The following is a 20,671-nucleotide window of genomic DNA, read 5'->3' on the forward strand; positions in this document are numbered from 1 at the left end:
GTCGCAACCACCAACCCCGGAAAATCAAGGGTCCAACGCGTGAACGTTCGGCAGAGAGCCGCACACGGCCGCCCAGGGGCGTTCCTGCCGAGCGGCAGGAGGGTCGATCAGGCTCCGAGCGGCAGCATCCGGACGACCACGAGCGAGAGCACCGCGATGAAGAGCCACGAGCCCAGGCCGACCAGCACCGCGCGGCCTCCGGTACGGGCGAGGCGCTCGAGCCGCACGCCGGCGCCGAGCCCGACGAGTGCGAGCGCGAGCAGCGCGGTCTGCACGGTGTCGGCTCCGGTGACCACCGACTCCGGCAGGTCCACCAGCGTGCGGACGGCGACCGCGGCCAGGAAGCCGAGCACGAACAGGGGCACCAGCGGCGGTCGGGTGCCGGAGCTGCCCCCGCGGTGACGGACCACCGCGGACGTGATCGCAACGACCGGCGCGAGCATCACCACACGGGTGAGCTTGACGACGACCGCGATCGCGAGGGCGGTGGCGCCGGCGGTCTGCGCCGTGGCCACGACCTGGCCGACGTCGTGCACGCTGGCCCCCGTCCACGCACCGAACTCGACGTCGGTCAGGCCGACCGCACGGCCGACCACCGGCAAGACCACGATCGCGGCCGTTCCGCACACGGTCACGAGGGCCACGGGGGTGGCGGCGTCCTTGCCGCGGTCACGGGTGACGGCGCTCATCGCTCCGATCGCCGACGCCCCGCAGATCGAGAAGCCGGCCGCCAGCAGCAACGGCTGGTCACCCGGGAGACGCGCCCATCGGCCCAGCGCCCACGTCACGGCGAAGGTCGAGACCAGGATGCCGACGACCGCGGCGATGGTGACGCCCCCGAGCGACGCGACGTCGACCAGGCTGAGCTTCAGCCCGAGCAGGACGACCCCGATGCGCAGCAGCCGACGGGCCGAGAGCGCGAGCCCCGGGGCGAGCACCCCGTCGAGCCACCGCCGAGCCGGTCGGACCTGGGCGACGACGATGCCGAGCAGGACGCTCGCGGTGAGCACCGGCACCGCCGGGATCGCGAGGTGCAGGAGCCAGGCGACGACCGCGGCCCCCGCGGCGGCGGCGACCCCGGGCAGCCATGCGGCGCGCGGGCGCTCGACGGCACTGCTCGGGGTCGTCACGAGATGGTGCCTAGACCCGGTTCTTGGCCGGGTTGATCAGCGAGCCGATGCCCGAGATCGCGACCTCGACAGTCTCGCCGGCCGTGAACGGACCGATGCCGGCGGGGGTGCCGGTCAGGATCACGTCGCCCGGCAGCAGGGTGAACACGTCGGTGACGTACTCGATCAACTCGGGGATCTTGTGGATCATCTGCAGCGTGGACTCCCGCTGCTTGACCTCGCCGTCCACCCGCGTCTCGATCGTCACGTCGGTCCAGTCGAGCTCGTTCTCGATGTACGGCCCGAGCGGCAGGAACGTGTCGTAGCCCTTGGCTCGCGTCCACTGCCCGTCGGACTGCTGCACGTCGCGGGCGGTCACGTCGTTCGCGATCGTGTAGCCGAACACCACGCTCTGGTAGTCCTCGGCCTTCACCCGCTTCGCGATCGAGCCAATCACGATGGCGAGCTCGCCCTCGAAGTCGACCTGGCCGACGTCGGGCGGGAGCTGGATCGAGTCTCCGAACCCGATGACCGTCGTGTTCGGCTTCAGGAACAGCAGCGGCGCCTCCGGCGGGGTCTGCCCCAGCTCGTCGGCGTGGTCGTGGTAGTTCAGGCCGACGCCCACCACCTTCGAGCGCGGGATCACCGGGGCGAGGATCTTCGCCGAGCGCAGAGACACCCGCTCGCCGGTCGTCTCGTAGCCGCTGTACATCGGGTCGCCCGCGAGCACGATCAGCTCGCGCTCGTCGACGATGCCGTAGCGGGGGTCTTCTCCGGGGGTCGCGAACCGTGCGATCTTCATGCGTCGAGCCTCGTCATCCATCCGTGGACGTCGTCGCGACGCCCGTACTGGATGTCGGTGAGCTCCTCGCGCAGCGACATCGTGAGCGGACCGCCCTCGGCCGAGGGCGATCCGATGTGCAGGCCCTCGCCCTTGAGCTCGGCGATCGGCACGACGACCGCGGCCGTGCCGCAGGCGAACACCTCGACGATCTCGCCGCTCGCCACGCCGTCACGCCACTCGTCGATCGTGACCCGTCGACGCTCGACCCGGTGGCCCCGGGCCTCCGCCAGCTCCAGGACGGAGTCGCGGGTGATGCCCTCGAGGATCGAGTCGCTGTCGGGGGTGACCAGGGTGCCGTCGGCGTAGACCAGCACCACGTTCATGCCGCCGAGCTCCTCGATGTACGAGCTCTCGGACGAGTCGAGGAACAGCACCTGCTGGCAGCCGTTCTCGTAGGCCTCCTGCTGCGGCAGCAGCGAGGACGCGTAGTTGCCGCCCGTCTTCGCGGCGCCGGTGCCGCCCTTGCCCGCCCGGGCGTAGTTCGTCGTGAGCCAGATCGACACCGGCGAGACGCCGCCGCTGAAGTACGCGCCGGCCGGGCTGGCGATGACGTGGTAGTCGACCTGCTGAGCCGCCCGCACGCCGAGGAAGCTCTCGCTGGCGATCATGAACGGCCGGAGGTAGAGGCTCGTCTCGGGCGCCGACGGCACCCACGACTCGTCGATGCGCACCAGCTGCCGCACGCTCTCGACGAAGTCCTCCGTCGAGAGCTCGGGGAGCGCGAGGCGCCGGGCCGAGCGCTGGAGCCGACGGGCGTTGGCGTCCGGCCGGAACGACCACACCGAGCCGTCGGCGTGGCGGTAGGCCTTCATGCCCTCGAAGATCTCCTGCGCGTAGTGCAGGACGGATGCCGCGGGGTCGAGCTGCAGGGGGCCGTACGGGTGGACGCGGGCCGTGTGCCAGCCCTCGTCGACCGTCCAGCGGATCGAGACCATGTGGTCGGTGAAGTGCTTGCCGAACCCGGGGTCGGAGAGGATCGCCTCGCGCTCGGCGTCGGCGCGGACGGTCTCGGACGGCGTGAGCTCGAAGCTCAGCCCGAACTCGGTGGACGAGGCGGTGTCGTCGGTCGTGGTCATGGTGCTCTTCTCGGACGGGGCGGCGTCAGGCGACGGAGGTGGTGAGGGCGGCGACGCGGTCGGCGACGGCCGTGCCGATCTCGGCGGTGCTGCGGACGGGGGCACCGCCGCCGGCGGCGGCACGGTCGGCCATGTCGGCCTCGACCGCGCGGTGCACGCGGTCGGCGGCCTCGGGGAGGTCGAGGTGCTCGAGCATCAGCGCCACCGAGAGGATCGCGGCGGTCGGGTCGGCCTTCTGCTGCCCCGCGATGTCGGGCGCCGAGCCGTGCACCGGCTCGAACATGCTCGGGAACTCGCCCGAGGGGTTGAGGTTGCCGGAGGCGGCGAGGCCGATGCCGCCGCTGATCGCGCCGGCGAGGTCGGTGAGGATGTCGCCGAACAGGTTGTCGGTGACGATGACGTCGAACCGCGCGGGGTCGACGACCAGGTGGATCGTGGCGGCGTCGACGTGCTGGTAGTCGACCGCGACGTCGGGGTACTCCGCGGCGACCGCGTCGACGACGCGCTGCCAGAGGCTGCCCGCGAAGACGAGCACGTTGGTCTTGTGCACCAGGGTCAGGCGACCGCGACGCGACCGGGCCTTCTCGAAGGCGAACCGGACGACGCGTTCGACGCCGTGCGCCGTGTTGACGCTGACCTCGTTGGCGATCTCGTGCGGCGTGCCCGTGCGGAGGGAGCCGCCGTTGCCGACGTAGGGCCCCTCGGTGCCCTCGCGGACGACGACGAAGTCGACGGTGCCGGGGTCGGCGAGCGGCGACGGGACCCCGGGCCACGTCGTCGTGGGGCGGAGGTTCACGTAGTGGTCGAGCGCGAAGCGCAGCCGGAGCAGCAGCCCCCGCTCGATGACGCCGCCCGCGAGGCGCGGGTCGCGGGGGTCGCCGCCGACCGCGCCGAGCAGCACGACGTCGTGCGCGGCGATCGCCGCGAGGTCGTCGTCGGTGAGGACGTCGCCCGTCTCGAGGTAGCGGGCCGCGCCGAGGTGGAAGGGGGTCACCTCGAAGGTCGCCTCGTCGCCCACAGCGACCTCGAGGACCTTCAGAGCCTCGGCCACGACCTCGGGACCGATGCCGTCGCCGGGGACGGCGGCGAGTCTGACGGTTCGCGACATGGGGCTCCTGCACGGATCGGGGTGGACGGCTCTACTGTACCCACGACCGGCGACGCCGACGGACCTCCGCGGCCCGCCCCGGGGAGCCCGCCGCGACGACGCCGCCGACCGCCCCGGAGGGCCCGCGGGAGGCGCGGGGTCAGTCGCTCGCGGACGCGCGCCGGAGCGACACCAGCGACACCGCCACGGCGAGCAGCATCACGCCGGCCCCCACCGCCGCCGTGGTGACGAGGCCAGCGTCGAAGGCGTGGGTCGCGGCGTCGAGGAGGCGCGTGGCCACGGAGCCGTCGAGGGCGTCGGCGGCCGCCACCGCGCCTCCCAGGGTCTCGCGGGCGGCGTCGCCGACCTCGGCGGGCACGTCGGCGGGCACGACGAGCGAGCCGCGGTAGATCGCCGTCAGCATGCTGCCCAGCACGGCCGTGCCGAGCACGGCGCCGACCTCGTACGCGGTCTCCGACACCGCGGACGCCGCACCGGCACGGTCAGCGGGGACGGCGGCGATGATCTGATCGTTCGAGATCGTCTCGGCGGCGCCGACCCCGGCCCCGACGAGCGCGAACGCGAGGACGAAGACGCCGACCGGGGCGCCCGCCCCGGAGAGCCAGACGAGGGCGTACCCGACGGCGGCCGCGGCGAGGCCGGTCGCGACGATGGTGCGCGGGCTGACGTGCCGCACGATCGGCACGACCACGAGGCCGGCGACGATCATCGCGCCGAGCCCGGGCAGCAGGGTCAGCGCGGCCTGCAGCGGGCGGAGCCCGACGACGAGCTGCAGGTGCTGCGTGGTGAAGAAGAGGAAGCCGACGAGCGCCACGACCGCGAGCAGGTTCACGACGACCGAGCCCGCGAAGACCGGCGAGGTGAAGAGCCGCACGTCGAGGAGGGGGCGCTCGCGCCGCAGCTGGCGTCGGACGAAGAGCCAGCCCGAGGCGACGCCGAGCACCGCCAGGAGCACGACGTCGAGGCCCGGCCCGTGCGTCGCGAGCTGCTTCACCGCGGCGACGACCGGCGCCATGGCCGTCAGCGACAGCAGCACCGACACCGCGTCGAACGGCCCGGGTGCGGGGTCGCGGCTCTCGACGAGGAGGAGCGGGGCGCCGACCAGCAGCGGCAGCAGCACCGGGACCGCGATGAGGAAGACCGAGCCCCAGGCGAAGTGCTCGAGCAGGACCCCGCCCACGACGGGGCCGAGGGCCGAGCCCGCCGCGAAGCCGCTGGCCCAGATGGCGATGGCGAGCCGACGCTGGTCACGGTCGGTGAACGTGCTGCGGAGCAGCGAGAGCGTGGCGGGCATGATCATCGCGCCGAAGAAGCCGAGCACGGCGCGGGCGGTGATCAGGGCCTCGGCGGTCGGGGCGAAGGCGGCCGCGAGCGAGACGAGGGCGAACCCGGAGGCCCCGATCAGCAGCAGCCGACGTCGGCCGAAGCGGTCGCCCAGCGAGCCCATCGCCACCAGGAGGCCGGCCAGCACCAGCGAGTAGACGTCGACGATCCAGAGCTGGGCCGCGGCCGAGGGCCGGAGCGCCGTCGAGATCTCGGGGAGGGCGAAGCTCAGCACGGTGTTGTCGACCGAGACGAGCAGCACGGGGAGCATGAGGACGACCAGCGCGGCCCACTGACGCGTGCCGGCGCGCTCGGGGACGGCGGCGGGGCGGCGGGCGGTCGTGGTCATGGTCGGTCCTCGGTCTCGTGGCTCGTCGGGGTGCAGCGGGGTGCAGCGGGGCGTCGCGCTCCAGCTGTACCGTCCGGACGGTACAGCAGACCGTCCAGACGGTACAGTAACAGGATGAGTCCCCGTCCGTCAGCCCGTGAGCAGATGCTCGACGCCTTCGAGCACCTCGTCACGACCAGCGGCGAGCGCACCGCCACCTTCGACGCGGTGGCCGCCGAGGCGGGCGTCTCCAAGGGCGGCCTGCTCTACCACTTCCCCTCGCGCGAGGCGCTCGTCGACGGCCTGGTCGAACGGCTCGAGGCCCTGATCGACGCCGACGTCACGGCGATGACGAGCGCCGCCGACGGTGCCGTCGACTACTTCATCCGCACCTCCTCGCCCGACGCGGTGGCCGATGACGACCCCTTCGACCGGTGCATCACGGCCGTCACGAACCTCGCGTCGAGCGGCCGGTGGCCCCGGGCGGTGGAGGCGCTGAGCGCGATGCAGCGCCGGTGGTACGACGTCGTCCTCGACGAGGTGGGCGACCCGGTCGTCGCCCGGCTCGTCTGCCTCGTCGCCGACGGCCTCTGGTTCACCCCGGGCCCGTTCGACCAGGCGACGGTCGACCCCGCGGCCGCCCGCGCGCCGATCGGCGACGTCATCGGCCTGCTGCAGGGCCTGGCGCGCCGGAGCGTCTAGGCCCCCGGCCCTGGCCCTCAGACGGCGACGATGCAGGCGGGGCTGCCCAGCGAGAACACGTCGACGGGCTCGCCCGGCACCCCGGTCTCGGGGTCGAGCGGCAGCACCGCCACCGTGTCGGAGCCCTGGTTCGCGACGTAGAGCACGCCCGGCGTGATCGCGAAGTGGCGCGGCCACCGGCCCCCGCACGACGACTCGCCGACGAGGCGCAGCCGCTCGTCGTCGCCCACCGTGAAGACGCTGATGGTGTCGCGCCCCCGGGTCGCGACGTACACGCGGCCGGCGTCGACCGCCAGGTGCGAGGGCAGCACGCCCGGCGTCGACGCCGCGCCCTCGAAGACCTCGATCGAGTGGTCGAGCACGAGCTTGCCCTCGACCCGGCGCAGCACGTGCAGCCGGGCGTCGAGCTCGCCGACGGCGACCAGCCGGCCGTCGTCGAGCCAGGCCAGGTGGCGCGGCCCGGCGCCGGAGGGCAACGGGTGGACGGCCACGATCTCGGGGTCGAGCGAGATGGGGTCGACGACGATCTCGACGAGGCGGTCCGTGCCGAGGTCGCTCACGAGGGTGGTGCCCCACGGGGTCGACACGACCTGGTGGGCGTGCGGCCGCTCCTGGCGCTCGAGGACGGGGCCGTGGCCGTAGGGCAGCGCGAGGGTGCGCACGACGCGGCTCGGGTGCGAGGGGTCGCTCGACAGCACGCCCACGGTGCCGCCGACGTAGCTCGCGACGACGAGCGCACCGGAGGCCGGGTCGTGGTGCAGGTGGCACGGAGCGGCCCCGCCCGCCGCGGCGCTCGAGGCGGCGACCAGCTGGCCAGCGGAGACGGTGTACGACAGCACCCGCCCCTCCGTCGTCTCGGAGACCGCGTGCAGGGCGCCCTCCGTCGCGACGAGGAAGGACGGGTCGTCGGCCTCGACGGTCTGCACCGCCTGCCAGGGCGAGCCGGGCGCGCTGCGCTCGAGCACGGTGATGCCGGTGCCCGAGCCCCCGCTCGAGGCGGTGTACGAGCCGATGTAGAGGCGCTGGGGAGCGGCCGCTGACGCGGGGCCCGCCGTGACCGGCCCCTGCGGGCCCGTCGGCTCCTGCTCGGGCGCCGTGCCGTCGCTCACCGCGGTCACTCGCCCGGCGTCGCCGCGGCGTCCGCCGCGATGCGCTCGTGGTGGTGGATGACCTCGCCGACGATGAAGTTCAGGAACTTCTCCGCGAACGCGGGGTCGAGGTGCGACTGCTCGGCGAGCTGGCGGAGGCGCTGGATCTGCACGCGCTCGCGCTCGGGGTCGCTCGCGGGCATGCCCGCCGCGGCCTTGAGGTGACCGACCGACTGCGTGAACTTGAAGCGCTCGGCGAGGAGGTGCACCAGCGCGGCGTCGATGTTGTCGATGCTCTGCCGGATGCCGGAGAGCTGCTCGATCGCGGTCTTGTCGTCGTCGCTGAGGGGGCTGTCCGCCCCGAGGGGACTGTCGAGTGCCATGGGCCGAGCCTAGCGGCGACGCCCCGCGCCCGACGGGCGGGACGAGGGGCTCGACACGGAGCGTCCGGTGGGGCAGGGGCCACCACGGGGGCGGACGGACGAGGAGGCGCNGCGGTGCTGCGGTGCAGCGGGCGGGTCAGTCGACCAGCGTCAGCGTCACCTCGACGTTGCCGCGGGTGGCGTTCGAGTAGGGGCAGACGTGGTGCGCGGCGTCGGCGAGCTCCTGGCGACGCTCGGCGGGGACGTTCGGCGTGTAGATGTCGAGCTCGACCGCGAGGCCGAAGCCGCCCTCGCCGTTCGAGCCGATGCCGACGCTCGCACTGACCGAGCTGTCCTTCGTGTCGACGCCGAGACCACGGGCGACGGAGTGCATCGCGCTGAGGAAGCAGGCGGCGTAGCCGGCCGCGAAGAGCTGCTCGGGGTTGGTGCCCTCGCCGTTGCCGCCGAGTTCCTTCGGCGGGCGGGTCTCGAAGTCGAGACGGTCGTCCTCGCTGCGGACGTGGCCGTCGCGGCCGCCCCCGGTGGCGTGGGCGATGGCGGTGTAGGCGATCTCCAGTGTCATGGCTCCAGGGTCGACCTAGAGTCTGGACGGTTGCTGATGGGCAGCGAGGCGCGCCGTGAGACCCTCCTGCACGCGCGGCCACTCATCGGCGAGCACGGAGTACACCGCGGTGTCCCGCCACGTGCCGTCGGCCCGGGGCTGGGTGCGCCGGAGGACGCCCTCGGGGGTCGCCCCGAGCTTGACGATCGCGGCCCGCGACCGAGCGTTCGCGGCGTCGGCCTGGATCTGCACGCGGCCGAGGCCGTGCTCGAAGGCCGTGCCGAGCACGAGCAGCTTCGTCTCGACGTTGACCGCCGTGCCCCAGGTCTCGGGCGCGTAGGCCGTCCAGCCCAGGTGCGCGCTCTCGTTCTCGAGCTGGAACTCGGCGAGGGTCGTCGTGCCGACCAGGGGCCCCGGCTCTCCGTCGGTGACGAGCCGGACCCCGTAGACGTTGCCCGTGCCCCACAGCAGGTAGCCCCGCATGAAGGCCGACCAGCCCTCGAGGTCGGCGCGGAACGCCGCCGAGCCGCCGCCCCACCCGCCGGCGAAGACCTCGGGGCGGGCGATGGCCGGGTGCAGCTCGGCGAGGTCGTCGGGGGTGATCGGCTCGACGACGACGTGGCGGCCCACGAGCGGGACGAGGGGCGGACGCGTGGCGGTCATCCCCCGATGCTGCCAGCACTCGCCGTCGCCGTCGAGCGGGCAGCGGCACCGGCGTGCGTCCGGCATGATCGTGGCCATGAGCCCCGCCGCCGCCTTCAGCCAGTCCGCCGAGTCGTTCGTCGACCTCCTGTCGCGCGTCGGCCCCGAGCAGTGGAGCCAGCCGGGGCTCGGCCGCTGGACCGTCCGCGACCTCGCGGGCCACGCCTCGCGCGCGGTGCTCACGGTCTCGACGTACCTCGCGCTCGACGAGCCGGGCGACGTCACGATCCCCTCGGCGGAGGCCTGGTACTCGGCCTACGCCTCGCAGTTCACCGACGCCGACGGCGTGTTCCAGCGCGGCGTGGAGGCCGGCGCCTGGCTCGGCGACTCCCCCTCCACCGTCGTCGCGGCGGCCCTCGCCGACTCGCGGGCGGCGCTGGCCCGGGCGCTCTCGAACCGGATCGTCTCGATCGGCGGCATGGGCATCCCCCTCGACGAGTACCTGCGCACCCGGGTCTTCGAGCTCGTCGTGCACACGATCGACCTCTCGCGGGCGACCGGGCTGCCGCACACGCTGCCCGCGACCGCCGTCGCCGACACGGCCGCGCTGGCGGCGCGCGCCGCCACGATGCAGGGGCACGGCGAGGAGGTGCTGCTCGCGCTGACGGGGCGCGGCCGCCTCACCGACGGCTTCAGCGTCGTCTAGCCGCGCCGCGCCTCCTGAGGGGGCACGGCGCGGCCGCGGGGGCGGGCGGTCGCCTAGCCGAGCAGGTCGTGGCGCGTGACGATGGCGTCGCGGCCGGGGCCGACGCCGATGGCGGAGATGCGGGCGCCGCTCATCGCCTCGACGGCGAGCACGTAGTCCTGAGCGGCCTGAGGCAGGTCGGAGAACTCGCGAGCGCCGGTGATGTCGTCCGACCAGCCGGGGAACTCCTCGTAGATCGGCACGGCGTGGTGGAAGTCGCTCTGCGACACGGGCACCTCGTCGTGGCGGACGCCGTCGACGTCGTACGCGACGCAGACGGGGATCGTCTCGAGGCCCGTGAGGACGTCGAGCTTCGTCAGCACGAAGTCGGTGACGCCGTTGATGCGGGCCGAGTAGCGGGCGATCGGGGCGTCGTACCAGCCGCAGCGACGCGGGCGGCCGGTCGTCGTGCCGAACTCGAAGCCGTTGGCGCGCAGGAACTCGCCCGAGGCGTCGAACAGCTCGGTCGGGAAGGGCCCGGCGCCGACGCGGGTCGTGTACGCCTTCACGATGCCGATGACGCGCTCGATGCGGCCCGGGCCGATGCCGGAGCCGGTGGAAGCGCCGCCCGCGGTCGCCGAGGACGACGTCACGAAGGGGTAGGTGCCGTGGTCGACGTCGAGCATCGTCGCCTGGCCGGCCTCGAACAGGACGGTCTTGTCGGCCTCGAGCGCCTGGTGGATCTCGAGCGCCGTGTCGGCCACCATCGGCTTCAGGCGGGGCGCGTACGAGAGCAGCGACTCGACGATCTCGTCGGCCTCGATGGCCCGGCGGTTGTAGATCTTGACGAGCAGGTGGTTCTTCTGGTCGAGGGCCGCCTCGACCTTCTGCCGCAGGATGCCCTCGTCGAAGATGTCCTGCACGCGGATGCCCACGCGGTTGATCTTGTCGGCGTAGGTCGGGCCGATGCCGCGACCGGTCGTGCCGATCTGGCGCTTGCCGAGGAAGCGCTCGGTCACCTTGTCGAGCGTGCGGTGGTAGTGCGTGATGACGTGCGCGTTGGCGCTGACCTTGAGGCGCGAGACGTCGACGCCGCGGGCGATCAGCGCGTCGAGCTCGTCGAAGAGGACCTCGATGTCGACGACGACGCCGTTGCCGATGATCGGGGTGACGCCGGGCGAGAGGATGCCCGAGGGCAGCAGGTGCAGCGCGTACTTCTGGTCGCCGATGACGACCGTGTGGCCGGCGTTGTTGCCGCCGTTGAACTTGACGACGTAGTCGATGCGGCTGCCGAGCAGGTCGGTGGCCTTGCCCTTGCCCTCGTCGCCCCACTGGGCACCGATGATCACTACTGCGGGCATGGGGGGCTCCTCACGTCGGGGGACTGCACCGGGTGAGGTGCACTTGAGTCTACCGACAGGTGCGCCACGCCGGTCGGGGCCGGGGCTGGCGCATTCGTTGCGCGGTACGACAAACTACCCACCATGAGTCTCGTCGCCGGGGTCGACTCCTCGACCCAGAGTTGCAAGGTCGTCGTCCGCGACGCGTCGTCGGGTGCGCTGGTGCGCTCCGGGAGCGCGCGGCACCCCGAGGGCACCGAGGTCGCCCCGTCGGCCTGGTGGGCCGCGCTGCTCGAGGCGATCGCCGCGGCGGGCGGCCTCGACGACGTCGACGCGATCTCGGTCGCCGGCCAGCAGCACGGCATGGTCGCCCTCGACGCCGAGGGCGAGGTCGTCCGCGACGCCCTCCTCTGGAACGACACCCGCAGCGCCGACGCCGCGCGCGACCTCGTCGACGAGCTCGGTGCCGACGAGTGGGCCCGGCGCACCGGCACGGTGCCGGTCGCCTCCTTCACCGCGACGAAGCTGCGGTGGCTGCGCGACGCCGAGCCGGCCTCCGCCGAGCGCGTGGCCGCGGTGGCGCTGCCGCACGACTGGCTGACCTGGCGGCTGCTCGGGTACGGGCCCCGCGACTCCTCGCCCCTCGGCCCCGACCTCGACGAGCTCGTGACCGACCGCAGCGACGCGAGCGGCACCTCGTACTGGAGCCCGGCCGACGACGGCTACGACCTCGAGCTGTTCGAGCGCGCGCTCGGCCGCCCCGGCCGGGTGGCCGGCGGCGACGGCACGGGCGTCGTGCTGCCCCGCGTGCTCGGCCCGTCGGAGGCGGCGGGCACGACGGTCGCCCACGCGAGCGTGCCGGCCAGGCTGGTGGTCGCGGCCGGCGCCGGCGACAACGCGGGCGCCGCGCTCGGCCTCGACGCCGGGGTCGGCGACCTCGTGATCAGCATCGGCACGAGCGGCACCGCCTTCGCCGTCACCGACCACCCCGTGGCGGACCCCAGCGGCACGGTCGCGGGCTTCGCCGACGCGGCCGGCGGGTTCCTGCCCCTGGTCGCGACCCTCAACGCCGCCCGGGTGCTCTCGTCGATCGGGGCGCTGCTCGGCGTCGACCACGACGAGCTCGCCCGCCTGGCCCTCGCCGCCGAGCCCGGCTCGGGCGGGGTCTCGCTGGTGCCCTACTTCGAGGGCGAGCGGACGCCCGACCTGCCCCGCGCCACGGCCACCCTCGCCGGCCTGACCCTGGCCTCGACGACCCGCGAGAACCTCGCGCGCGCCGCGGTCGAGGGCATGCTCTCGGCGCTGGCCGACGGCGCCGCCGCCGTCCGCGACCAGGGCGTCGAGGTGCACCGCGTGCTGCTCATCGGCGGGGCCGCGCTCAACCCGGCCGTGCAGGCCGTCGCGGCCCAGGTCTTCGACGTGCCCGTCTCGGTGCCGTCGCCGGGCGAGTACGTCGCCGACGGGGCCGCACGCCAGGCGGCGTGGGCGCTCACCGGGGGCCGCCCCCGGTGGGAGGTCGCGATCCGGTCGTCGGCCGACGCGTCGCCGGTGCCCGCCATCGCGGCGCGGTACCGCGCGGCGCAGCAGCTCGGGTCGCTGCCCCGCGGCTGAGGCGGGCCGGAGGCGCGGGCCGGGTCGGCCGCCGAGCGGGCGGGCCAGGAGGCGCGGGCCGGGTCGGCCGGGCGGCGACACCTAGGATCGGTGACATGCCGACGGACGCCCAGCCGACCCCCTCCACGATGACCGAGGACTACCTCAAGGTCATCTGGAAGGCCGAGGAGTGGGCCGCCGGCGAGGGCGACCGGGGCATCACCACCAACGAGATCGCGGCGACGCTCGGCGTCGGCGCCTCGACCGTGTCGGGCAACCTGCGCAAGCTCGAGCGCGACGGCTACATCGACTACGAGCCCTACAGGCGCATCGCGCTGAGCGAGCTCGGGCGGCGCGTCGCGGTCGGCATGGTCCGCCGCCACCGCCTGATCGAGACCTACCTCGTCGAGCGGCTGGGCTACGGCTGGGACGAGGTGCACGACGAGGCCGAGGTGCTCGAGCACGCGGTCAGCGACCGCCTCCTCGAGGCGTTCGACGTCGAGCTCGGCCGCCCGGCCGCCGACCCGCACGGCGACCCCATCCCTGCCGCCGACGGCACGGTGACCCGGCCCGTCGCGCACCCGCTGCAGCAGTTCGCGAGCGGCGAGTGCGGCTTCGTCGTCCGCGTCTCCGACGACGAGCCCGAGCTGCTGCGCTACCTCGCCTCGCTGGACCTGCGCGTCGGCGCCCACGTGCGCGTCGGCGAGCGCCGCGACTACGCGGGGTCGATGGAGGTCGTGCTGACCGACGTGCACGACCGGCCGCTCGGCACCGTCGAGCTCGCGGGCGCGGCCGCCTCGTCGGTGTGGGCGAACTCCGAGCCGCACACGCACGCCTGACCACGCCGCCCGTCGGGCGGAGGCGGATCGGGCCGCCGTCCTGACCGGGCCGGCGCAGGCCGCAGGACGGGGCCGCAGGCCGGGCCGCAGGCCGGGGCCGGGCCTAGCGCGCCGTGCGCGGCAGCGAGGCCGACGCCGGGTCGGAGAGCAGCGGCGCGAAGGCGAGCTCGGCCGCCCCGATCACCAGGCGGTCCGCGCCCAGCTGTGCCCGCACGATGCTGACGTCGTCGGCCGGGCCGGGCAGCGCCTGCCGCGTGACCCGGTCGAGCAGGCGATCGGGGGCGGCGGCGAGCAGCGACCCCAGGAACCCGCCGAGCACGATCATCGACGGGTCGAAGGCGTTGACGACCGTGCGCAGGGCGACCGCGAGCTGGTCGACCTGGCGCTCGACCTCGGCCCGCGCCTCGGAGCCGGGGCGCGCCTCCTGCAGGGCCGCGTCGAGCTCGTCGGCCTGCGCGCGCGACAGGCCGGTCGCGGCGAGCAGCGAGGCCTGGCCCACCTCGGTCTCGAGGCAGCCGGTGGCGCCGCAGTGGCAGAGCCGGCCGACCGAGTTGACCAGGGTGTGGCCGATCTCGCCGGCGTAGCCGCCCACCCCGGCGAGCGGTCGGCCCGCCGCGATGACGCCGCCGCCGACGCCGCTCGCGCCGCCGTTGAGGAAGACCAGGTCGTCGACCCCGCGCCCGGCCCCGAAGCGGCCCTCGGCCATCGCCGCGAGCGACGCGTCGTTGGCCGCCTCGGTCGGCAGGCCGGTCGCCTCCGAGACGAGGGCCGCGAACGGCTCGTCGACCCAGCCGAGGTGCGGCGCGAGGCGGACCAGGCCGCCATCGGCCCGGACGAGGCCCGGCACCGCGGCGCCGACGCCCACCTCGGCCACCACTCCCCCGCTGCTCCGCAGCACCTGGCGCAGCTCGTCGATGGTCTCCGCGGCGAGCGCGGCGGCCTCGGCGGCCGTGGGCACGCTCGCCGTCTCGCGACGGACCCTCGCGCGGACGGCCCCGCCGAGGCCCACGGCCCCGACGGTCACCGCGTCGATCTCGGGGTTGACCGACCAGGCCACGACGTCGGAGCGCGCCTCGACGACCGGGCTCGGCCGCCCCACGCGCGAGACCCCCACGGGGTCCGCCTCGTGGGCCAGCTGCCGGTCGACGAGGTCGCCGACGAGCGTCGCGATGGTGGAGCGGTTGAGGCCGGTCAGGCGCGTCAGCTCCGACCGGGAGAGCGGGCCACGAGCGTGCACGAGGCCGAGCACGGCCGCCAGGTTCGACTGGCGAGCGCCCTCCGTCCGCGCGACCTGGTCGATCGTCACGATGCCGCCCCCCCTTCGTCGTTCCGACCCTACTGCGACGCGGGGTCTCCCCCGACCTCGTCCAGGCTCCAGCCGGAGGCGGTGGTCTCGACCGTCACCGCGCCTCCCGCACGCCGGACGACGAAGTCGGCCCTCACGCCGTCGGGCGTGGTCACGGTGACCGTGCGGTCGCCGTCGCCCCCGGGGAAGACCCGCAGCACGAGCCCGTCGAGGTAGTCGTGGTCGGGGCGGTCGTCGCGACCGCCGACCGGGACGACGGCGCCCTCGCGGACGTACAGCGGCAGCGAGAGGACGTCGTGCACCTCGGTGCGCCAGGTGCCGGTGCCCGCGTCGACGACCTCGCCGGTGAACCAGCTCGTCCAGCGGCCGGCGGGCAGGTAGACCTCGACGGTGCCGTCGGCGGAGAACACCGGGGCCACCAGCAGGTCGTCGCCCAGCATGTACTGCGTGTCGACGTGGGCGACGGCGCGGTCGGCGGGGAAGGCCAGGGCCATCGGCCGCATCACCGGCAGGCCGGTGCGGGAGGCCTCGAGCCCGGCGGCGTAGAGGTACGGCATCAGCGAGAGCTTCAGCGTCGTGAAGCGCCGGGTCACCTCCACGGCCTCCTCGTCGAAGGCCCACGGCACCCGGTACGAGCCGCTGCCGTGGAAGCGGCTGTGGCTCGACAGCAGGCCGAAGGCCGTCCAGCGCTTGTAGACCTCGGCGTCGGGGGTGCCCTCGAAGCCGCCGATGTCGTGGCTCCAGAACGAGAACCCGCTCATCGCGATCGAGAGGCCGCCGCGGAGGGTCTCGGCCATCGACTCGAAGGTCGACGTCGAGTCGCCGCCCCAGTGCACCGGCAGGCGCTGACCGCCCGTGGTCGCCGAGCGGGCGAAGACGACGGCGTCGCCCTCGCCGCGGACCTCCTCGAGCACCTCGAAGACGGCCTCGTTGTACAGCTGCGTGTACCAGTTGTGCATGCGCTCGGGGTCGGAGCCGTCGTGCCAGACCACCCCGGTGGGGATCCGCTCGCCGAAGTCGGTCTTGAACGCGTCGACCCCCTGCGCCTGCAGCGCCCGGAGCTTGCCCTGGAACCACGCGGTGGCCTCGGGGTTCGTGAAGTCGACGAGGCCCATGCCGGCCTGCCAGAGGTCCCACTGCCAGACGCTGCCGTCGGGGTTCCGCACGAGGTAGCCGGCGTCGGCCGCCTCGCGGAAGAGCGCCGACCGCTGGCCGATGTAGGGGTTGATCCAGACGCAGACGCGGAGGTCGCGCTCGTGCAGGCGGGAGAGCATGCCCTCGGGGTCGGGGAAGACCCGAGGATCCCACTCGAAGTCGCACCACTGGAACTCGCGCATCCAGAAGCAGTCGAAGTGGAAGACGCTGACCGGCATGTCGCGCCGGGCCATCTCGTCGACGAAGGAGGTCACGGTCGCCTCGTCGTAGTCGGTCGTGAACGACGTCGAGAGCCAGAGCCCGTACGACCAGGCCGGCACGTGCGCCGGGCGGCCGGTCAAGCGCGTGTACCGGTCGAGGACGTCGGCCGGGGTCGGCCCCGCGATCACGTAGTACGTCAGCCCCTCGCCCGCGACCGAGAACTGCACCCGCTCGACGGCCTCCGAGCCGATCTCGTACGAGACGTGGCCGGGGTGGTCGACGAGCACGCCGTAGCCGCGGCTCGTCAGGTAGAAGGGCACGTTCTTGTAGGCCTGCTCGCTCGACGTGCCGCCGTCGGCGTTCCAGACGTCGACCGTCTGGCCGTTCTTCACCAGCGGGCCGAAGCGCTCGCCGAGACCGTAGACGAACTCGCCGACGCCGAGCGACAGCTGCTGCGACACGTAGTGCGGAGCGAACGCCCGCGCGGTGCCCGCCCGGGCGTTGCCCACCATCGCGCCGTCGAGCTGCGCGTCGGCGGCCACCGAGTGGTAGCCGACCGACTTCGCGCCCGCGCGGGTGAGGACGGTGTCGCCGTCGCTGAACGAGAGGTCGAAGGGGGCCCCGCGACCCACGGTGGCCGTGAGCCGGCCCGAGGTCAGGGTGGCGCCTCCCTCGGTCGCCGTCGCCGTGCCGACCCCGGCCTCGCCGCCCTCGGCCCCGACGAGGTCGAAGCCGATCTCGTCGCGCCCGCCGGAGAAGTGCTCGACGGTGACGCCGATCACGCCCTCCATCGGCGAGCGCAGCGTGACGGTCATGACCGGGCGGTTGAGGGTGTCGCCCCGCGACGCGATGACCTTGGTCGGGGCCGTCACGACGAGCGAGCGGCCGTCGGCGCCCTGCTCGACGTCGTAGGCCTCCTGGGCGAAGAGGGAGGAGACGCCGGGGCGCGTCTGCCAGAAGCCGTCGGTGAACTTCACGATGCGGTGCCTTTCGAGGGGAGTCGCGGGGCGAGGGGCCGGGGAGCGCGGCGGGCGGGGAGCCCGGTCACTTGACGGCTCCGGCCGTGATGCCGCGGGTGAGCGTGCGCTGGAACAGCAGGAAGAAGACGAGCGTCGGGATGAGCCCGAGCAGCGCCGAGGCGCTCGTCGTCGTGACGTCCATCAGGCGGTCGCCCTGCAACGCCGTGATGGCGACGGGCACCGTCTGGTTGTCGTTCGAGACGAGGAACGTCAACGGGATGAGGAACTCGTTCCAGGTCCAGATGAAGAAGAAGATCGCGAGCACCGACAGCGTCGGGCGGCTGATCGGCACGATGACGCGCCAGAGGATCTGCCACCGGCTGGCCCCGTCGAGCGACGCGGCCTCGAGCACCTCCTTCGGGAAGGTGCCGTAGACGCTCGACAGCAGGTACGTGCCGAAGGCGCTCTGGATGACCGTGAAGATGATGATGACGGCCCAGATGTTGTCGTAGAGCCCCACCTGCTTGAACAGGAAGTACAGCGGGTAGAGCAGCGCCTCCTGCGGGAGCATGTTGGCGAGCAGGAAGAGCACGATGATCCAGGTGCGGCCGCGCACCCGGCCGATGCCGAGGGCGTACGCGTTGAACACCGAGATGACGACGGCGAAGAGGGCGACGAGGCCCGCGATGACGAAGCTGTTCCAGAGCTTCGTCGGGAACTCGACCCTGTTCCAGAAGTTCACGAGGCCGTCGAAGTACAGCGACGTCGGCAGGCTCAGCGGCCCGCCGCTCGTGTAGTCGGCGGGCGACTTGAACGAGTTCACCAGGATCAGCAGGAAGGGCAGCGCGATCAGCAGCCCGAAGAGCAGGGCCGCGGCCAGGATCACCCAGTCGGTGACCGTCTTCTTCCTCTTCCGCTGCTTGGCCTTCGGGAGGCGCGGGCTGGGCACCGCAGGGCGGATGCGGTCGCCCTCCACCGGCGGGACGACGGTCGTGGCCATCAGCGGCCTCTCTCTGCTCGTTCGACCCGGTTCTGGGCCTGGATGAAGAAGATCGTGATGACGACGATGACGAGGGTCAGCGCCGTCGCGATGGTGGCGCCGTAGCCGACCTGCTGGCTCTGGAAGAACTCGCTGTAGGCGTAGTAGCTCGGCACGATCGTGGAGTCGCCGGGGCCGCCGCGGGTGAGGGCGTAGATCGGCCCGAAGACCTTGAGCGCCGCGATGGTGCAGGTGAGCACGACCACGAAGATCTCGGGGCGGATGATGCTCACCGTGATCGCGCGGAACCGCTGGAACCAGCCGGCGCCGTCGAGCTCGGCGGCCTCGTAGAGCTCGGGGTCGACGCGCTGGAGGGCCGCCATGAAGATGACCACCGGGTAGCCGAGCTGGACCCAGACCATCACCACCATGATGCTGAGCAGCGCCGTGTCGGGGCTGCCGAGCCAGTTGTGCTGGAGGGCGCCGAGCCCGACGGCGTCGAGGACGCTGTTGAGCGCGCCGTTCTCGGGCCGGAGGATCCAGCCGATGACGATCGCGGCGATGGCCACGGGCAGGATCTGCGGCAGGTAGTAGGTGGCCCGGAGGAACGACGCCAGGCGGCCGCCGAACTTGCGCCCGATCAGGTCGAAGAGCATCGCGGCGAGGAGCAGGCCGAGGAGGGTCGGCACGACGACCATGGCGATGATCAGGAAGACGCTGTTGAGGAACGACGTCCAGAAGCGCTCGTCGGCCATCAGCTCGCGCCAGTTGTCGAGCCCGGCCCAGGTCGGCGGACGGATGCCGCGGTAGTCGGTGAAGCTGAGGTAGACGTTCCAGACCAGGGGCACCAGCACGACGACCGCGAACAGCGCGAAGCCGGGGACGAGGTACAGCCAGAAGCCACGGCGGCCGGAGCCCGGCAGCAGGCTCTCCTCCGCCGGGCGGGCCGGGCGGGCGGTGCGGGCGGCGCGGGGGCCGGAGCCCGGGAGGGCCGACGTCGCGCGCCGGCCCTCCCGGGTCTCCCGCGCCTCCTTCGTGTCGAGGGAGGTCATGGCCGGCTACTCCCCGGTGATGTCGTCGACGCCGCTCTGGTACTGCCCGCCCAGGGTCTCGAGCATCTCCTCCGGCGAGGCCGAGCCGTTGACGAGCTCCTGGGTGCCGGCGACCAGCTGGTCGTAGAAGGTCGGCGTGGGCCAGTCGGGGTAGAAGGCGAGGCCGTCGCGCTCGAGGAGCGTGTTGAAGTTCGCGATCAGCTCCTGGCTCTTCGGGTCGGTGATGTCGGCCGGGTCGGCCTTGACGGGCACGCCGCCGTTGTTGCCGATGAGGTTCTGGATCTCGGGGCGCATCGTGATGTCGATGAACTTCTCGGCGAGCTCCTTGTTGGCGGCGTTCTCGGGGATCACCCAGAGGTTGCCGCCCGAGCCCGGAGCCATCTCGCTGCCGGGGAAGAGGAACGTGCCCCAGTCGAACGTCGCCTCGTCGGCGACGCGGCCGGCCCACCAGCTGCCGGAGACCATGATCGGCGCGCCGCCGCTCATGAAGGTCGTGCCCATGTCTTCGGCCTTGATGCCGGTGACGTCCTTCGAGATCCAGCCGTTCTCGACGTACTCCTGCAGCTTGTCGGCCGCGTAGCTGAGCTCGGGGCCCTGCCAGTCGACGTCGCCCTCGTACAGCTGGTAGTCGTCGACGAAGGAGCGGTCGGCCTGCGAGAGGGCCAGTTGGTAGAAGAGCTGCCCGAGCGGGTACTCGGCGCCCGCCTCGGCGAGCGGGGTGATGCCCGCGTCGGCGAAGGTCTGCAGCGCCGCCTCGAACTCGTCGTAGGTCGTGGGCACCTCGACGCCCTGCGCCGCGAAGGCGTCCTTGTTGTAGTAGACCTCGACGTACTCGCCGTAGTTCGGGATGCCGTACCAGCTGCCCGAGCCCATGATGCCGCGCTCGTCGTACTTCGACGTCGTGGCGATCGACGGGGCGAGGTCGTCGTCCCAGCCGTACTCGGCGACGGCGTCGTCGAGGTTCGCCAGCAGCCCCTGGCTGGCGAGCAGGCCCGCCGTCGCGTTGCCCTTGTTGTACTCGAGGATGTCGGGCGCCTCGTCGGAGTTCAGCACCTGGCTGGCCGTCGAGCGGATCTGCTCGAAGCTCTTCGCCTCGAACTCGACGGTCGCGCCGGTCTCCTCCTCGAAGGTCTCGATGGCCTGGTCCCACGCGATGCCCATCGCGCTGGTCTCGCTCTCGAAGTGCCAGAGCTTCAGGGTGTCGGGGTCGGAGGACCCGCCGCCGGCCGAGCAGCCGGTGAGCAGCCCGGCGGTGGCCGCGAGGGCCGTGCCGACTGCGAGCACGCGTCGTTTCTTCATGGTTCTACCTCCTCGTAGAGGCCCCTCGCGTCGTCGAAGCGTTTCGACGATCGTCGCGGGGCGGTGATCTGCGGTGTCGTGCGGTGGTGGTGCGTGGTGCGGTGGTGCTGGTGGATGAGGGA

Annotated in this window: 19 protein-coding genes; 4 read left to right on the forward strand and 15 right to left on the reverse strand. The window is 73.1% G+C overall.

Annotation, left to right across the window (positions count from 1 at the left end):
• Positions 1 to 107: 107 nt before the first annotated feature.
• The 5 genes from IFT72_RS13775 to IFT72_RS13795 form a co-directional block, all read right to left on the reverse strand.
• Positions 108 to 1,130 (reverse strand): putative sulfate exporter family transporter, encoded by a 1,023-nt coding sequence (locus IFT72_RS13775; protein ID WP_192046781.1) that lies wholly within the window; start codon positions 1,128 to 1,130, stop codon positions 108 to 110.
• A gap of 10 nt (positions 1,131 to 1,140) precedes the next feature.
• Positions 1,141 to 1,911 (reverse strand): fumarylacetoacetate hydrolase family protein, encoded by a 771-nt coding sequence (locus IFT72_RS13780; RefSeq protein WP_056056144.1) that lies wholly within the window; start codon positions 1,909 to 1,911, stop codon positions 1,141 to 1,143.
• Positions 1,908 to 3,029, reverse strand: a complete 1,122-nt coding sequence (locus tag IFT72_RS13785; protein ID WP_056056143.1) for a branched-chain amino acid aminotransferase — start codon at positions 3,027 to 3,029, stop codon at positions 1,908 to 1,910. Before IFT72_RS13785 ends, IFT72_RS13780 begins: the two co-directional genes overlap by 4 nt.
• A gap of 25 nt (positions 3,030 to 3,054) precedes the next feature.
• Positions 3,055 to 4,137, reverse strand: a complete 1,083-nt coding sequence (locus IFT72_RS13790; RefSeq protein WP_056056142.1) for a 3-isopropylmalate dehydrogenase — start codon at positions 4,135 to 4,137, stop codon at positions 3,055 to 3,057.
• A 139-nt stretch (positions 4,138 to 4,276) separates the two neighbouring features.
• Positions 4,277 to 5,809, reverse strand: coding sequence for an MFS transporter (locus tag IFT72_RS13795; protein ID WP_192046782.1), 1,533 nt, complete (start codon positions 5,807 to 5,809; stop codon positions 4,277 to 4,279).
• Between the two features lie 114 nt (positions 5,810 to 5,923).
• On the opposite strand from IFT72_RS13795, the gene IFT72_RS13800 reads away from it, so the two are divergent.
• Positions 5,924 to 6,490 (forward strand): TetR/AcrR family transcriptional regulator, encoded by a 567-nt coding sequence (locus IFT72_RS13800; protein ID WP_185231079.1) that lies wholly within the window; start codon positions 5,924 to 5,926, stop codon positions 6,488 to 6,490.
• A gap of 17 nt (positions 6,491 to 6,507) precedes the next feature.
• Here IFT72_RS13800 and IFT72_RS13805 read toward each other — a convergent pair whose 3' ends face one another.
• The 4 genes from IFT72_RS13805 to IFT72_RS13820 all read right to left on the reverse strand — a co-directional run bounded on the left by IFT72_RS13805 (position 6,508) and on the right by IFT72_RS13820 (position 9,165).
• On the reverse strand, positions 6,508 to 7,599 hold the full coding sequence (locus IFT72_RS13805) for a beta-propeller fold lactonase family protein (RefSeq protein WP_162240269.1): 1,092 nt from the start codon (positions 7,597 to 7,599) through the stop codon (positions 6,508 to 6,510).
• 5 nt (positions 7,600 to 7,604) lie between these two features.
• A complete protein-coding gene (locus IFT72_RS13810) occupies positions 7,605 to 7,961 on the reverse strand; it encodes a chorismate mutase (protein ID WP_056056136.1) in 357 nt (118 codons plus the stop codon).
• A gap of 136 nt (positions 7,962 to 8,097) precedes the next feature.
• The gene (locus tag IFT72_RS13815; protein ID WP_056056163.1) at positions 8,098 to 8,517 is read right to left on the reverse strand and encodes an organic hydroperoxide resistance protein; all 420 of its coding nucleotides are present in this window, start codon (positions 8,515 to 8,517) and stop codon (positions 8,098 to 8,100) included.
• Positions 8,518 to 8,538: 21 nt separating this feature from the next.
• Positions 8,539 to 9,165, reverse strand: a complete 627-nt coding sequence (locus tag IFT72_RS13820) for a GNAT family N-acetyltransferase (protein ID WP_192046783.1) — start codon at positions 9,163 to 9,165, stop codon at positions 8,539 to 8,541.
• 76 nt (positions 9,166 to 9,241) lie between these two features.
• Between IFT72_RS13820 and IFT72_RS13825 the strand changes: the two genes are divergently transcribed.
• Entirely contained in the window at positions 9,242 to 9,850 is a 609-nt protein-coding gene (locus tag IFT72_RS13825) for a maleylpyruvate isomerase family mycothiol-dependent enzyme (protein ID WP_162240268.1), read from the forward strand.
• A gap of 53 nt (positions 9,851 to 9,903) precedes the next feature.
• Here the strand turns inward: IFT72_RS13825 and IFT72_RS13830 are convergent, their stop codons facing one another.
• Complete coding sequence (locus IFT72_RS13830) at positions 9,904 to 11,190, reverse strand: adenylosuccinate synthase (protein WP_056056131.1); 1,287 nt, start codon at positions 11,188 to 11,190, stop codon at positions 9,904 to 9,906.
• 123 nt (positions 11,191 to 11,313) lie between these two features.
• On the opposite strand from IFT72_RS13830, the gene xylB reads away from it, so the two are divergent.
• Both xylB and IFT72_RS13840 read left to right on the forward strand, forming a co-directional pair.
• Positions 11,314 to 12,780 (forward strand): xylulokinase, encoded by a 1,467-nt coding sequence (xylB, locus tag IFT72_RS13835; protein WP_192046784.1) that lies wholly within the window; start codon positions 11,314 to 11,316, stop codon positions 12,778 to 12,780.
• A gap of 95 nt (positions 12,781 to 12,875) precedes the next feature.
• Positions 12,876 to 13,598, forward strand: a complete 723-nt coding sequence (locus tag IFT72_RS13840; protein ID WP_167261663.1) for a metal-dependent transcriptional regulator — start codon at positions 12,876 to 12,878, stop codon at positions 13,596 to 13,598.
• A gap of 103 nt (positions 13,599 to 13,701) precedes the next feature.
• Here IFT72_RS13840 and IFT72_RS13845 read toward each other — a convergent pair whose 3' ends face one another.
• From IFT72_RS13845 to IFT72_RS13865, 5 genes are all read right to left on the reverse strand, one after another.
• Entirely contained in the window at positions 13,702 to 14,904 is a 1,203-nt protein-coding gene (locus tag IFT72_RS13845) for an ROK family protein (protein ID WP_235491229.1), read from the reverse strand.
• 29 nt (positions 14,905 to 14,933) lie between these two features.
• Positions 14,934 to 17,237 carry an alpha-xylosidase gene (yicI, locus tag IFT72_RS13850; protein WP_192046785.1) on the reverse strand — a complete coding sequence of 768 codons (2,304 nt, stop codon included), beginning with the start codon at positions 17,235 to 17,237 and terminating at the stop codon, positions 14,934 to 14,936.
• A 67-nt stretch (positions 17,238 to 17,304) separates the two neighbouring features.
• Positions 17,305 to 18,219 (reverse strand): carbohydrate ABC transporter permease, encoded by a 915-nt coding sequence (locus IFT72_RS13855; RefSeq protein ID WP_056056121.1) that lies wholly within the window; start codon positions 18,217 to 18,219, stop codon positions 17,305 to 17,307.
• Positions 18,219 to 19,250, reverse strand: coding sequence for a carbohydrate ABC transporter permease (locus IFT72_RS13860; protein WP_192046786.1), 1,032 nt, complete (start codon positions 19,248 to 19,250; stop codon positions 18,219 to 18,221). The genes IFT72_RS13855 and IFT72_RS13860 overlap by 1 nt, the downstream gene beginning before the upstream one ends.
• A 6-nt stretch (positions 19,251 to 19,256) precedes the next feature.
• The gene (locus tag IFT72_RS13865) at positions 19,257 to 20,549 is read right to left on the reverse strand and encodes an ABC transporter substrate-binding protein (RefSeq protein WP_185231067.1); all 1,293 of its coding nucleotides are present in this window, start codon (positions 20,547 to 20,549) and stop codon (positions 19,257 to 19,259) included.
• Positions 20,550 to 20,671: the final 122 nt, after the last annotated feature.

The sequence above is a fragment of the Frigoribacterium sp. CFBP 8754 genome (assembly GCF_014841815.1).
Classification (GTDB): Bacteria; Actinomycetota; Actinomycetes; order Actinomycetales; family Microbacteriaceae; genus Frigoribacterium; species Frigoribacterium endophyticum.

What these genes read in the sequence shown, in the direction of transcription:
- IFT72_RS13855 (WP_056056121.1), bottom strand. Translation starts at nt 18,219, where the DNA reads ATGGCCACGACCGTCGTCCCGCCGGTGGAGGGCGACCGCATCCGCCCT.
- IFT72_RS13840 (WP_167261663.1), top strand. Translation starts at nt 12,876, where the DNA reads ATGCCGACGGACGCCCAGCCGACCCCCTCCACGATGACCGAGGACTAC.
- IFT72_RS13825 (WP_162240268.1), top strand. Translation starts at nt 9,242, where the DNA reads ATGAGCCCCGCCGCCGCCTTCAGCCAGTCCGCCGAGTCGTTCGTCGAC.
- IFT72_RS13785 (WP_056056143.1), bottom strand. Translation starts at nt 3,029, where the DNA reads ATGACCACGACCGACGACACCGCCTCGTCCACCGAGTTCGGGCTGAGC.
- IFT72_RS13820 (WP_192046783.1), bottom strand. Translation starts at nt 9,165, where the DNA reads ATGACCGCCACGCGTCCGCCCCTCGTCCCGCTCGTGGGCCGCCACGTC.
- IFT72_RS13780 (WP_056056144.1), bottom strand. Translation starts at nt 1,911, where the DNA reads ATGAAGATCGCACGGTTCGCGACCCCCGGAGAAGACCCCCGCTACGGC.
- IFT72_RS13800 (WP_185231079.1), top strand. Translation starts at nt 5,924, where the DNA reads ATGAGTCCCCGTCCGTCAGCCCGTGAGCAGATGCTCGACGCCTTCGAG.
- IFT72_RS13860 (WP_192046786.1), bottom strand. Translation starts at nt 19,250, where the DNA reads ATGACCTCCCTCGACACGAAGGAGGCGCGGGAGACCCGGGAGGGCCGG.
- xylB (WP_192046784.1), top strand. Translation starts at nt 11,314, where the DNA reads ATGAGTCTCGTCGCCGGGGTCGACTCCTCGACCCAGAGTTGCAAGGTC.
- IFT72_RS13810 (WP_056056136.1), bottom strand. Translation starts at nt 7,961, where the DNA reads ATGGCACTCGACAGTCCCCTCGGGGCGGACAGCCCCCTCAGCGACGAC.
- IFT72_RS13790 (WP_056056142.1), bottom strand. Translation starts at nt 4,137, where the DNA reads ATGTCGCGAACCGTCAGACTCGCCGCCGTCCCCGGCGACGGCATCGGT.
- IFT72_RS13865 (WP_185231067.1), bottom strand. Translation starts at nt 20,549, where the DNA reads ATGAAGAAACGACGCGTGCTCGCAGTCGGCACGGCCCTCGCGGCCACC.
- IFT72_RS13830 (WP_056056131.1), bottom strand. Translation starts at nt 11,190, where the DNA reads ATGCCCGCAGTAGTGATCATCGGTGCCCAGTGGGGCGACGAGGGCAAG.
- IFT72_RS13795 (WP_192046782.1), bottom strand. Translation starts at nt 5,809, where the DNA reads ATGACCACGACCGCCCGCCGCCCCGCCGCCGTCCCCGAGCGCGCCGGC.